This is a genomic window from Jiangella ureilytica, from assembly GCF_004348545.1.
GTDB lineage: Bacteria > Actinomycetota > Actinomycetes > Jiangellales > Jiangellaceae > Jiangella > Jiangella ureilytica.
Map to the genome: position 1 here is coordinate 1 of NZ_SMKL01000116.1, position 12,138 is coordinate 12,138.

Sequence of the window (12,138 nt, forward strand, 5' to 3'; positions counted from 1 at the left end):
AGGCGGCCGCGTCGTCGTTGTACGTGGCGTCGTCCAGCACCTGGGTCAGGTCGTCCTTGAACCCGGCCTGCTCCACCGCACCGGGCCCGTACTGCCGGACCGTCACCGTGTAGGTGATCGTGTCACCTTCCTCGACCTCCGACCCTGACACCGGGTCCGACGTCTTCATCACCTCGTAGTCACCCTTGATGTGGGTGGTCGTGCAGTCCGGGTTCTCGTCCGGCGCCGGCACACACGGCCCCGGCGTGCATTCCGGATCGTCCTCCGGGCACACCGACGTGACGACGTTGGTCAGCTGGTCGTCGCCCTCACCGACCGCGGTCGCGGTGACCGAATAGGTCAGGTCCACAACCTCCCCGACAACGAGCGGACCGGTCCAGCTCAGTGTCGGCTCGGCGTAGGACACCGTCCCTGAGGTGGCGGAGGCGTCGTCGTTCCAGGTGGCGTCGTCCAACACGGCCGTCAGGTCGTCGTCGATCACCGCCTTCTGCACCGCGCCCTCACCGTACTGGGTGATCTGCACGTGATAAGTGATCACGTCGCCGAGACCCACCGTCGAACCCGGTGCCGGGTCGGAGGTCTTGGACACCTTGTAGTAGCCGACCAGCAGCGGCGGCGGCTCGCACGGGTTCACCTCGCCCTCGGGCACCTCATCGGGGCAGACCGGCGACCACACCGAGTTGTCCACGATGGTGTCCGCGCCGTCGGCCTCCAGACCGGCGACGTCCTTCACCGTCACCGTGTAGGTGATGGTCGCAACCTCGCCGACCGGGACCACGCCCTCCCACGAGAGCACACCGTCGGCATAGGTGACGGTGCCGATGTCAGCGGTCGCGTCCTCGTTGTAGACCGCGTCGTCGAGCACGCCCTCCAGCGTGTCGGTCCAGGCGCCCGCGGCGGCCACCGGACCCTCCTGGGTGACGGTGATCGTGTACGTGATCGTGTCACCCGGCTTCACCGTCGACCCCGGAGCCGGGTCCGACGTCTTCGCCACCGTGTAGTCCGACACGTACAGCGGCGCCGAGGTGCGCATCACCAGCTCGGTGTGCCCGGCGATGGCCTGGGCGCGGTTGACATAGACGTCCTGCGGCTCCGCACCCTCGGTCTCGATGACCACCTGGAACGCGAACGTCGCACCAGGTGCCAGCTCGCCGCCGATGACCCGGATCGCCGTAGGGTTCTCCGGCCGCGTCGTGCTCCACAACGGCGACGGAGCGTTCGGCGCGCCGTTGGCCGGATCCTCCGGATCGTCGGACAGCGTCGACGGGTCGGCGTCGGTGTAGTACACCGTGCCGCCGTTGGGCAGCACCACGTCGGACAGCGTGTACGTCCCGCTGTAGTCCGTCCCGCGCTGGTCACCGATGTACGGCAGGATGTCGATCGTGTCGGTGAAGGCCTGCGGCTGCGGGTCGTGCGACTCGATGGTCACCGTCCACGAACCGGTCCCGACACCCTCGTCGTTGACGAACGGGACATACTCCGGATCGGCCGTCTTCAAGATGATCGTGTACCCGTTGGCGCTGGTCGTCACCGTCTCTTCGACCGGACCGTACGTCTCACCGCCGAAGCTGGACGACGCCGTGTTCGTCAGCTGCGTCCCCGGCTCGATGTCCTCGTCGGCCATCGCCTGGTACGTCAGCTCGTTCTCGACGTTCGTCGGCACGTCGTCCAGGGTCCAGGTCAGGACCTCCTGGCCTGATCCGTTCACGGTGACCACCGGCTCCGGGTCCGCCGATTCCGACACGTACGTCATCCCGAGCGGCAGCGTGTCCACGATCCGGTAGCCGTCCACCGTCTCGGGGATGATCCCGGAGCCGTTGGCCGAGTAGGTCAGCGTGAAGTCGGCGGCCTGACCGGCGCGCACTGTTGTCTGCGCGGCTTCTTTCTCGATGTACGGCGTCGCGGTGACGATTCGCAGGATGTCACGGCGTCCGTTGGTCGCCGGGTAGCGATCATCCGGCGTCGGCGTGACCACGTACGAGTCCCAGGGCTCACCGTCACCGAGCCACTCTCCGTTACGCAGCACCGAGCCGAACATCCACACGTCCTGCCCCACCGGCACGTCATCGTTGATCGTCACCCAGGCCAAGAGCTGAAGGAGGTCACGGTCTTCTTGTGCATAGAGCGAGAACGGGTAGACGATCCGAATCGCCGTGACCGTGGACAGGTCAGCCGGTGCCGTCGTGGACCAGGCGGCAGGATTGCCGCCACAGTCGAAGTTGTTCGGGTTGCCCACTGGCCCCGTGTAGTACTGGATTGGGGGCGGGTTGTCGAGGGGGCCTCTTGGCTCGACGTCGGCACCAGCCTGGTCGACACCGATCACCTGAGCACTGAAACTGGGACGGTTAGGGTCGGAAAGGTCACCGGCGTACGTCACGAACTGTGTATCGAAGACGGCACAGTTGCCGACCAGGGCATCGGGAGCCAGGTCGAGGTCGCGGCGACCGACATTGACCTGCTGCACCACCGTCGTGCCGGCCGAGACCCGATAGGTGTCGTCCCACGCCCGTCCACCCGATCCCGTCCAGGCCCGATACCATGCCGCGGAGAAATTGCCGGGCAACGTATACGACTTGTTCGTCACGTTGTTGCCAGGACGATCCTGGTACTGCAGACCGGTCGTCGACGTGTAGGTCGGCTCGTTGGAATCGAGGCGCAGCGAGCCGGACTGGTTCGTGAGCACCCGGAACCACAGCGAGCCCGTGGCGATGTAATCCCAGTTCGGCGGCAGCGGGTTGCCCAGTTCGGTCCCCACCCCACTCGAGTCGTGGGAGGGCACGTTGGTCAGGTCGTAGTTGATGCCCTCCAGCGTGAGGTCGAAGACCCCCGGCTGTCCGGCAACCGGAGTCAAAGTGCAGCTGTCGACGAACGACGTGATCTTCTCAGCAGGTTGGTTCGGGATGGGTTCGGACCACGGGTGCCCATCGGCACGTCCGGCGTCGAAGGGGGTGCAGCCGGCGACACCATGGTTCTCGGGGAAGGCACCGACTTCCGGGTGGACGCCCACACGAATGTTGTTGGTCGTAGTGGTGCCATCACGCGTGGTCGCGGCCATACTGAGCCGGTAGGTGACTCGCTGCGGGCCGGGATCCGAGCCCTTGCCGAGACGCAGCGACCACGGGATGTCGACATCGACGTACCGCGGGTCGTCCACGTCGTCCCACCGGGCGACCTCCGTGGTCCCGCCGTAGTGGATGTCCATCGCGAACGTGTTCCGGATGAGGACAGGCGGCAGCTCCACAGTCTCACCATGGGGGCCGGTGCCGTCGAGCACGACTTCCTCACCCGTCAAGCCGGTCGCCACCACCGGCGTCTGCACCACGAGCGCCGTGCCCATGGCGACCGGGCCGAAGTTGCACGTCAGCGACATGCCGTCCTCGGAGATGCTGGACGGCGGATCGACACCCTCCGTCACACACAGATCCGGGATCTCGTCGAAGATCGCCTTCTCCACCGAGAACGTCGCGGTGACGTTCTCCACCGGCTCGTTGCTCGGCGGCTCGTCCGCGTCGTTGACGTTCACGCGCCACTCGGCGACGACAGGGTTCCCTCGGGCGATCGTCGGCGGCGGGTTCACCCAGGTGCCCCTGATCTCATACTCCGGTGTCGCCGCCTGCGCCGGCAGCGCGCCGCCGAGGAGGACGAAGAGGCTCGACATCAGCGCCAGCACCACACCCACGGAGAGGTAACGACGCCATCGTCTCGTCGAATCCGTACTCGGCACGTGCAACTTTGGCCCGCGATTCATCCGGCTTCACTCCCTCTACTCGCTGCATTATCCCGGTGTCATGTGAGTCAACACACGGGAAGCGCAATACGTCGTGATCAAAAATGGCGCAATGCAATGTGAATGAGGGCCAGAAGATATTAATGTGACGCACGTCACACGGATGGACGTGTATATATCCGGACAACTAGCTCGACTTGAGGTTGCACGAGACGCCACATGGCACTATGCGCGAACCACGACGCACCCGCCCGATGTGTCCTGATCGGCGGAAAGCCACATGGGCGCCACTCCACATAGGCGATTTCGCGTACGTGGATCGGGCTCGCTACATTGTGGTGCGCTTCTTATGGAATGCCGGCGACGAGGGCATTTTCTTGACGGATCAACAACGGCGCTACGATCGCCGGATTCGCCACGTCCGGCCGACGATCAGCTCGCTCGACATTGGACTTCAGAGGGATCTCGGCCGTTGCGTCTCCCGGTTCCGGAACGCAGTCGTCGACGGAGTCGTCTCCATCACGCTGGAGTACGCCCTCGGCGAAGGCGTCGACGCGCAGGTGTGTTCGTCGGCAGCACGGGCCGGCGTGAAGGCGATCGCCGAGACCTTTGCCACCCAGCCGGAACCGGCTGGCTCGTCGTGGACCTCACCATCGACGCCGAGCGCCCAGCCCGCTCCTCGATGCCCTCGGGGGGATCAGCACCTGATCATCGTCCGGACCTGAGGCGACCCTCGGGGAGCGATGACAGGATGGACACGTCGAGTGAGGCGACTCCGGGCGTGAATCCGCGGAGCCCGCGAGCAAGATCATCCCCTGAGATTCCCCTGGGAGCATGACCCGATCACCGTTTGAAAGGTGATCAACGTTCCTCTGACCTGTGTCGGGGTGACAGGATTTGAACCTGCGACCTCTTCGTCCCGAACGAAGCGCGCTACCAAGCTGCGCCACACCCCGAAGTGCTGAGCCAGCATATCCGAGCCGGACGGAGGAGCGAAATCCGGTTCAGCACTCGGTCACCCAGGCGGAGAGCGACCCGGCTCAGCGCTCGTCCGTCAGCGTCAGCAGCGTCGCCTCGGGCGGGCAGGCGAACCGGACCCGCGCATACGGCGACGTCCCCAAGCCGGCGGACACGTGCATCCAGGACGCCCCAGCACCGCCCGCGCGCGGGTGCCGCGACACCCCCTTGACCCGGGCCGTGTCGAGGTCGCAGTTGGTGACCAGCGCACCGAGGCCCGGCACACAGAGCTGGCCGCCGTGGGTGTGGCCCGCGAGCAGGAGTTGGTACCCGTCGCGCTGGAAGGCATCGAGCACCCGCAGGTAAGGCGCGTGCGCCACGCCCACGGCCACATCGGGAGCAGCCGCCCCCGCCGGCACCGGCCCGGCGACATCCCCGAGCCGGTCCCGGCCCAGATGCGGGTCGTCCACGCCGGCGAACGCGAGGCGCCGGCCGTCGATCGTCAGGGAACCGCGCGAGTTGGTGAGGTCGAGCCACCCGGCAGAGCGGAACTCGTCGCGCAGTTCCTTCCACGGCAGGTCAGCGGCGCTGGCGTGGGTACGGGCGTTCCCCCGGAGGATGCGATCCAGTGGCAGCAGGTACCGGGCGGGGTTCTTGAACTGCGGCGCGTAATAGTCGTTGGACCCGAAGACGAACACGCCGGGAATCGAGAGAAGCGGCTCCAGGGCGTCGAGCACCGTCGGGATCGCCTCGGGGTGGGCGAGGTTGTCGCCGGTGTTGACCACGAGGTCCGGCTCGAGCGCCGCGAGCCCGCGGACCCAGGCCGCCCGGTCGTGCATCGAGGGGGTGAGATGCAGGTCGGACAGGTGCAGGACGCGCAGCGGCCGGCTCCCCGGCGCCAGCACGGGCACGTCGAACCGACGCAGCCGGTAGGACGTCACCTCGTAGCCGGCGGAGTAGACGAGCCCGGCCGCGGCCGCTGCCGCCACCCCGAGCGCAACCCGCTTCACGACCATGCCTCCAATCTCCCACACACCCCGCGCCCCGCGTACGCTCCTTGCTCATGACGGACGGCGTCCGGCTCGCCACCCCCCGCGGGCGCGCCCTGCTGGCGGCGACGGCGCTCGGTTCCGGCATGGCGTTCCTCGACGGCACCGTGGTCAACGTCGCGCTGCCGACCATCGGCCGCGAGCTCGACGCCACGCTGGCGCAGTTGCAGTGGACCGTCAACTCGTACACGCTCACGCTCGCGGCGCTGATCCTGCTCGGCGGCTCGCTCGGCGACCGCCTCGGCCGGCGGCGCGTCTACCTGGCCGGCGTGGTCTGGTTCACGGCCGCGTCGGTGCTGTGCGCCCTGGCGCCGACGGCGGAGGTACTGATCGCGGCGCGTGCGCTGCAGGGCATCGGCGGCGCGCTGCTGACGCCCGGCGCGCTGGCGATCCTGCAGACCGCCGTGCATCCCGACGACCGGCCGCGGGCCATCGGCGCCTGGGCCGGGCTGACCGGCGTCTCCGGTGTCATCGGGCCGCTGCTCGGCGGCTGGCTGCTCGAGTACGACTGGCGCTGGGTGTTCGCCATCAACGTCCCGCTGGCCGCGCTGACGATGTGGCTCATCCTCGCCAGCGCACCGGAGAGCCGTGACGAGGAGGCCGGCGGCCGGTTCGACGTCGAGGGCGCGGTGCTCGGCGCCGTCGCGCTCGGAGCCAGCACCTACGCGCTGATCAGCTGGCCCGACTCCGGCGCGTCCGCGCTGAACGCCGGCATGGCCGTGCTGTCGCTGGCCGCGGCGGCGGGGTTCCTCTACCGCGAACGGGTCGCCGCGCATCCGATGGTGCCGCTGACGCTGTTCTCCGACCGCACGTTCAGTGGCATCAACCTCATGACGTTCGCGGTGTACGCGGGGCTGTCCGTGGTCATGTTCTTCCTGGTCCTGCAGCTGCAGGTGACGCTCGGCTGGACGCCGCTCGAGGCCGGCATCGCCACGGTCCCCACCACCATCCTCATGCTGCTCTTCTCGGGCCGCTCGGCCGACCTCGCCAAGCGGTTCGGGGTCCGGCCACCGCTGATCACGGGCTCGGTGTGTGGAGCGGTGGGGGTCGCGCTGCTGGTCATGATCGACGACGGCGACAGCTATCTGCTGGATGTCCTGCCGGGCGTGACGTTGCTCGGCGTCGGCCTGACGACGCTGGTCCCGACCCTGACGGCGACGGTGATGGCGTCGGCGCCGCAGCATCTGGCCGGCGTGGCCAGCGGCGTCAACAACGGCGTCGCCCGCGCGGCAGGCCTGCTGGCCGTCGCCGCGCTGCCGGCCGTCGCCGGGTTGTCGGGCGAGGCGTACGCGGACCCGGACCTGCTCACCGACGCCTACCGCATCGCCATGGGCGTCTGCGCGGCGCTGCTCGCCGGCGGCGCCGTCGCAGCGCTGACGCTGCGGCCGCGGGCGCTCACCGAGCCGCCCGCCACGGAGCCGGCAGCGGCCGCCGTCGGGACCGACGGCGCGATGCCGGAGCCGATCGCCAGGGGCGCCAGGCACGAGCCGACCCCCGCACCGTGCGCGGCGCCGGGCCTGCCGCCGTCGCACGGGCGCTAGGGCAGACTAGGCGCATGGCAGCCCTGAAGGACCGACTCCGAGCCGACCTGACCTCCGCCATGCGTGCCAAGGACGACGTGCGCAAGGCGACCCTCCGCATGGTGCTCTCCTCTATCGGCACCGAGGAGGTCGCCGGGTCGGCCGCGCGCGAGCTCACCGACGACGAGATCACCGCCGTCCTGACCCGTGAGGTGAAGCGCCGCCGCGAGGCCGCCGAGGCGTTCCGGACCGGCGGGCGCGAGGACAGCGCCGAGAACGAGGAGGCCGAGGCCGCGGTCATCGCCGAGTACCTGCCGCAGCCGCTCACCGACGACGAGCTGGAGGTCATCGTCACGGCCGCCATCGCCGAGGCCGGCGCCGAGTCGCCGCGCGACATGGGCAAGGTCATGAAGATCGTGCAGCCGCAGGTGCTCGGCCGGGTCGAGGGCAGCAAGGTCGCCGCCGCCGTCAAGGCCAAGCTCGCCTGATGGCCCGCATCCACCGCGCGACGCTGCGCCCGACCAAGCTGGAGCTGCTGACGGCGTGGCTGCCGGCCCAGGCGTGGGCGGCCGGCGCCGGAGCCGTCGAGCAGGTCGGCGCCTATCGGTTCGACGATCCCGCGGGTGAGGTGGGCCTCGAGGCGCACCTCGTCGAGTGCGCCGACGGGACCGTGCTGCACGTGCCGCTGACCTACCGCGGCGCCCCGCTGGACGGCGCCGAGGACGCCCTCGTCGGCACCATGGAGCACTCCGTGCTCGGCCGCCGCTGGGTCTACGACGGCTGCGCCGACCCCGTCTGGGTGGCGGCGCTGGCCCGTACCGTCCTGTCCGGAACACCGCAGGCCGAGGAACTGGTCGAGGACGGCGACGCCCTCGTCCCACGCGAGCCGACGGCGCGCGTCACGGGCACGGGGCTCGAGGCGGACCCGGACCTCCCCGAGGACGGGCCGCTGACGCCGTCGGACCGAGGACCGGCCACCGTCGTGCGCGCGGGCGACCTCGAGCTGGTCGTGGTCCGTCAGGTCGGCACAGGGGCCATCGGCGAGCACGTGCTCACCGGCACCTGGACCACGGGCGGACCCGCCACCCTGGCCGCGGTGCGACCGGCGTCCTGACACGCTGAGGACGCCGGCGCGCCGGACCGCCGTCAGGCGGCGCTGAACTCGGCCGCCAGCAGTTCCGCGATCTGCGCGGTGTTGAGCGCCGCCCCCTTGCGGAGGTTGTCGCCGCAGACGAACAGCTCGAGCGAGTTGGGGTCGTCGAGCGAGCGGCGGATGCGGCCGACCCAGGTCGGGTCGGTGCCCACGACGTCGGCCGGGGTCGGGAACTCGCCGCGGGCGGGGTCGTCGTAGAGGACCACGCCGGGGGCGTCGCGCAGGATCTCCCACGCCCGCTCGGTGGTGACCTCGTTCTCGAAGGTCGCGTGCATGGCCACCGAGTGGGTGGTGACGACCGGGACCCGGACGCAGGTGGCCGAGACCTTGAGGTCGGGGAGGTCGAGGATCTTCCGCGACTCATTGCGGATCTTCAGCTCCTCGGAGCTCCAGCCGTCGTTCTTCAGCGAGCCGGCCCACGGGACGACGTTCAGCGCGAGCGGCGCCGGGAACGGGCCGAGGTCGGAGCCGATGACCCGGCGGACGTCGCCCGGGTGGGTGCCGAGCTCGCGGTTGCCGGCGACCTTGTTGATCTGGTCGTGCAGGGTGTCGATGCCGGACTGACCGGCGCCCGACGCGGCCTGGTAGGACGACGCCGTCAGGGCGGTGAGCCCCAGCTCGGCGTGCAGCGCGCCGAGCACCACGATCATCGACAGCGTGGTGCAGTTGGGGTTGGCGATGATGCCCTTGGGTCGCTGGCGGGTCATGCGCGCGTTGACCTCGGGCACGACCAGCGGGACGTCGGGGTCCATGCGGAACGCGCCGGAGTTGTCGACCACGACGACGCCGCGGTCGGCGGCGACGGGGGCCCACTCGGCGGACACCTCGTCGGGGACGTCGAACATGGCGACGTCGACGCCGTCGAACACGTCGGCGGTGAGCTCCTGGACCTCGACCTCCTCGCCGCGGACGGTGAGCAGGCGGCCGGCCGAGCGGGCCGACGCGATGAGCCGGATCTCGCCCCAGACGTTCTGCCGGGTCGAGAGGATGTCGCGCATGACGGTGCCGACGGCGCCGGTGGCGCCGACGACGGCCAGGGTGGGACGCTCGCCGCTCATCGCCCGGTACCCCCGTACACGACAGCCTCGACCTGGTTCGAGTCGAGGTCGAAGGCCCGGTGGATGGCGGTGACCGCGGTGTCGACGTCGGCGGCGCGGACGACCACCGAGATGCGGATCTCAGACGTCGAGATCATCTCGATGTTCACGCCGGCGTCGGCCAGCGCGCTGAAGAACTTGGCGCTCACGCCGGGGTGGCTGCGCATGCCGGCGCCGATGAGCGACACCTTGCCGATGCCGTCGTCGTAGCGCAGCGACTCGAAGCCGACGGCGTTCTGGATGGCCGTCAGCGCCTCGACGCCCTTGCGGCCGTCACTGGCGGGCAGCGTGAACGAGATGTCGGTGCGGTTGGTGTCGACGGCCGAGACGTTCTGCACGATCATGTCGATGTTCACGTCGGCCGCGGCGACCGAGCTGAAGATCGTGGCGGCCTCGCCGACCTTGTCGGGCACGCCCACGACGGTGATCTTCGCCTCGCTGCGGTCGTGCGCGACGCCGGAGATGATCGGCTGCTCCATATCGGCCTGCTCGCTTCCCTGGGAATCGGACACCCACGTACCGGTGAGCGTCGAGAAACTGGATCGCACGTGAATCGGGATGCCGTAGCGGCGCGCGTACTCGACGCAGCGCAGGTGCAGGATCTTCGCCCCGCAGGCCGCCATCTCGAGCATCTCTTCGTACGTGATGCGCGGGAGGCGCCGCGCCGCCGGGACGATGCGAGGGTCGGCGGTGAAGACGCCGTCGACGTCGGTGTAGATCTCGCACACGTCGGCGTTCAGCGCCGCGGCCAGCGCGACGGCGGTGGTGTCGGACCCGCCGCGACCCAGCGTGGTGATGTCCTTGCTGTCCTGGCTGACGCCCTGGAAGCCCGCGACGATGGCGATGGCGCCGCCGTCGAGCGCCTGCCGGATGCGGCCCGGCGTGACGTCGATGATGCGGGCGCGGCCGTGCGCGGAGTCGGTGATGACGCCGGCCTGGCTGCCGGTGAACGAGCGCGCCTCGTGCCCGAGGTCGCCGATGGCCATGGCCAGCAGCGCCATGGACATGCGCTCGCCGGACGTGAGCAGCATGTCGAGCTCGCGGGCCGGCGGCAGCGGCGAGACCTGCTGGGCGAGGTCGAGCAGCTCGTCGGTGGTGTCGCCCATGGCGGAGACGACCACGACGACCTCGTGGCCCTCCTTCTTGGTGGTGACGATGCGCTGCGCCACCCGCTTGATGGCCGCGGCGTCAGCGACGGAGGAACCTCCGTACTTCTGCACAACCAGCCCCACGGCACACTCCTCCCACGGCCATCACGTGCCCATGGCAGTCTAGGCGACCTGCTGGCTGTGCCCCGAGACGTCCGGATCGCGGGACAGTGTGCTCAGAGTTCGGCCTCGACCGGGAGAAGCGCCTCCTGGGTGACCTCGATCTGCTCGTCGTGGTGATCGAGGCGGGTGTGGGCGATCAGCGAGTGCAGCGCCCGCAGCGCCGCTCCGGCCGTCGAGCCCCACGAGGACAGGTAGGAGAACTGCCACCACCACAGCGCCTCGATGACCCGGCCGTCCTTGTAGTGCGACAGCCCGTGCAGCAGGTCCTGGGCGATGCTGGCGAGGTCGTCGGAGAGCCGGAAGCCGGTGGCGCCGCGCTCGGGGTCGACGGGGTCGACGACCTCGACGTAGCCGTCGACCGGCTCGAGCAGCGCGGCGATGCGCAGCCGCAGCTCGTCGACGTCGGCGTCGGGGCCGGCGTCGGGCTCGAACCGCTCGTCGGGGACGACGTCGCTGATGGCCCCCAGCCGGCCGCCGGCCAGGCACAACTGGCTGACCTCGAGCAACAGCAGCGACAGCGTGCTGCCGGGGTCGTTGCCGCGGGCGATCTCGCGGACGGCCAGCAGGAAGCTCTCGATCTGGTCGGCGATCTCCGCGGCGAAGTCGCCGTACTCGGCAGCAGGGTCGTCGGCAGGTCGTGCAACAACGCTAGACATCCAGGAGTCTCCGTCCTTCGAACGCGCGGCCCAACGTGACCTCGTCGGCATATTCGAGATCACCCCCCACAGGCAGTCCACTGGCCAGCCGCGTGACGCGCAAGCCCATCGGCTTGATCATCCGGGCCAGATAGGTCGCCGTCGCCTCGCCCTCGAGGTTCGGGTCAGTGGCCAGGATGATCTCTTGCACGGTGTCGTCGGCCAGTCTTGTCATGAGCTCCCGTACCCGTAGATCGTCGGGTCCAACGCCCTCGATGGGACTGATCGCGCCGCCCAGCACGTGGTAGCGGCCGCGGAACTCACGCGTCCGCTCGATGGCGACGACGTCCTTCGGCTCCTCGACCACGCACAGCACGGACGGGTCGCGGCGCGGGTCGAGGCAGATGCGGCACTGCTCCTGCTGCGCGACGTTGCCGCAGACCGTGCAGAACCGCACCTTCTCCTTGACCTCGGTGAGCGCGGCGACCAGCCGGCGGACGTCGTCGGCATCGGCGGCGAGCAGGTGGAACGCGATGCGCTGGGCGCTCTTGGGCCCGACACCGGGCAACCGGCCCAGCTCGTCGATGAGGTCCTGAACGACGCCTTCGTACACGACGGCCTCGGCTAACCCTGGCCCTGGCCGGACGGGCGGTCGTCGCCCTCGATCTCGCCACGGACGGTGTCGCGCGAGGCCGGGGTAGAGCCGCCAGGGGCGTCGGGGGCGTCGGG

General features: G+C 69.7%; 10 protein-coding genes and 1 tRNA gene. 4 read left to right on the forward strand and 7 right to left on the reverse strand.

What is annotated here, in order from left to right; genetic code table 11:
* On the reverse strand, nucleotides 1-3,679 hold a 3,679-nt coding region (locus tag E1212_RS28030), incomplete at its 3' end, for a DUF7927 domain-containing protein (protein ID WP_162605660.1).
* Between the two features lie 362 nt (nucleotides 3,680-4,041).
* Here E1212_RS28030 and E1212_RS28035 point away from each other — a divergent pair.
* Complete coding sequence (locus E1212_RS28035) at nucleotides 4,042-4,452, forward strand: hypothetical protein (RefSeq protein ID WP_131988666.1); 411 nt, start codon at nucleotides 4,042-4,044, stop codon at nucleotides 4,450-4,452.
* A 157-nt stretch (nucleotides 4,453-4,609) separates the two neighbouring features.
* Here the strand turns inward: E1212_RS28035 and E1212_RS28040 are convergent.
* Together E1212_RS28040 and E1212_RS28045 are read right to left on the reverse strand one after the other, a co-directional pair.
* A tRNA-Pro gene (locus E1212_RS28040) sits at nucleotides 4,610-4,683 on the reverse strand.
* A gap of 84 nt (nucleotides 4,684-4,767) precedes the next feature.
* Nucleotides 4,768-5,700 (reverse strand): metallophosphoesterase, encoded by a 933-nt coding sequence (locus E1212_RS28045; RefSeq protein WP_131988668.1) that lies wholly within the window; start codon nucleotides 5,698-5,700, stop codon nucleotides 4,768-4,770.
* Between the two features lie 47 nt (nucleotides 5,701-5,747).
* On the opposite strand from E1212_RS28045, the gene E1212_RS28050 reads away from it, so the two are divergent.
* Genes E1212_RS28050 through E1212_RS28060 form a run of 3 tightly spaced genes read left to right on the forward strand, consistent with a single transcriptional unit; the run spans nucleotide 5,748 to nucleotide 8,367 of the window.
* Nucleotides 5,748-7,274, forward strand: coding sequence for an MFS transporter (locus tag E1212_RS28050; RefSeq protein ID WP_131988670.1), 1,527 nt, complete (start codon nucleotides 5,748-5,750; stop codon nucleotides 7,272-7,274).
* A 14-nt stretch (nucleotides 7,275-7,288) separates the two neighbouring features.
* Nucleotides 7,289-7,741, forward strand: a complete 453-nt coding sequence (locus tag E1212_RS28055) for a GatB/YqeY domain-containing protein (protein ID WP_131988672.1) — start codon at nucleotides 7,289-7,291, stop codon at nucleotides 7,739-7,741.
* The gene (locus E1212_RS28060; protein WP_131988674.1) at nucleotides 7,741-8,367 is read left to right on the forward strand and encodes a CG0192-related protein; all 627 of its coding nucleotides are present in this window, start codon (nucleotides 7,741-7,743) and stop codon (nucleotides 8,365-8,367) included. The genes E1212_RS28055 and E1212_RS28060 overlap by 1 nt, the downstream gene beginning before the upstream one ends.
* Before the next feature lie 32 nt (nucleotides 8,368-8,399).
* Here the strand turns inward: E1212_RS28060 and E1212_RS28065 are convergent, their stop codons facing one another.
* The 4 genes from E1212_RS28065 to recR form a co-directional block, all read right to left on the reverse strand.
* A complete protein-coding gene (locus E1212_RS28065) occupies nucleotides 8,400-9,464 on the reverse strand; it encodes an aspartate-semialdehyde dehydrogenase (protein WP_131988676.1) in 1,065 nt (354 codons plus the stop codon).
* On the reverse strand, nucleotides 9,461-10,735 hold the full coding sequence (locus E1212_RS28070; protein ID WP_131988678.1) for an aspartate kinase: 1,275 nt from the start codon (nucleotides 10,733-10,735) through the stop codon (nucleotides 9,461-9,463). The genes E1212_RS28065 and E1212_RS28070 overlap by 4 nt, the downstream gene beginning before the upstream one ends.
* A gap of 92 nt (nucleotides 10,736-10,827) precedes the next feature.
* On the reverse strand, nucleotides 10,828-11,430 hold the full coding sequence (locus E1212_RS28075) for a DUF5063 domain-containing protein (protein WP_131988680.1): 603 nt from the start codon (nucleotides 11,428-11,430) through the stop codon (nucleotides 10,828-10,830).
* A complete protein-coding gene (gene recR, locus E1212_RS28080) occupies nucleotides 11,423-12,022 on the reverse strand; it encodes a recombination mediator RecR (RefSeq protein WP_069110126.1) in 600 nt (199 codons plus the stop codon). Before recR ends, E1212_RS28075 begins: the two co-directional genes overlap by 8 nt.
* Nucleotides 12,023-12,138: the final 116 nt, after the last annotated feature.

Excerpts from the sequence above, each read along its gene's own strand:
- E1212_RS28045 (WP_131988668.1), bottom strand. The coding sequence starts at position 5,700 with ATGGTCGTGAAGCGGGTTGCGCTCGGGGTGGCGGCAGCGGCCGCGGCC.
- E1212_RS28050 (WP_131988670.1), top strand. The coding sequence starts at position 5,748 with ATGACGGACGGCGTCCGGCTCGCCACCCCCCGCGGGCGCGCCCTGCTG.
- E1212_RS28055 (WP_131988672.1), top strand. The coding sequence starts at position 7,289 with ATGGCAGCCCTGAAGGACCGACTCCGAGCCGACCTGACCTCCGCCATG.
- E1212_RS28060 (WP_131988674.1), top strand. The coding sequence starts at position 7,741 with ATGGCCCGCATCCACCGCGCGACGCTGCGCCCGACCAAGCTGGAGCTG.
- E1212_RS28065 (WP_131988676.1), bottom strand. The coding sequence starts at position 9,464 with ATGAGCGGCGAGCGTCCCACCCTGGCCGTCGTCGGCGCCACCGGCGCC.
- E1212_RS28075 (WP_131988680.1), bottom strand. The coding sequence starts at position 11,430 with ATGTCTAGCGTTGTTGCACGACCTGCCGACGACCCTGCTGCCGAGTAC.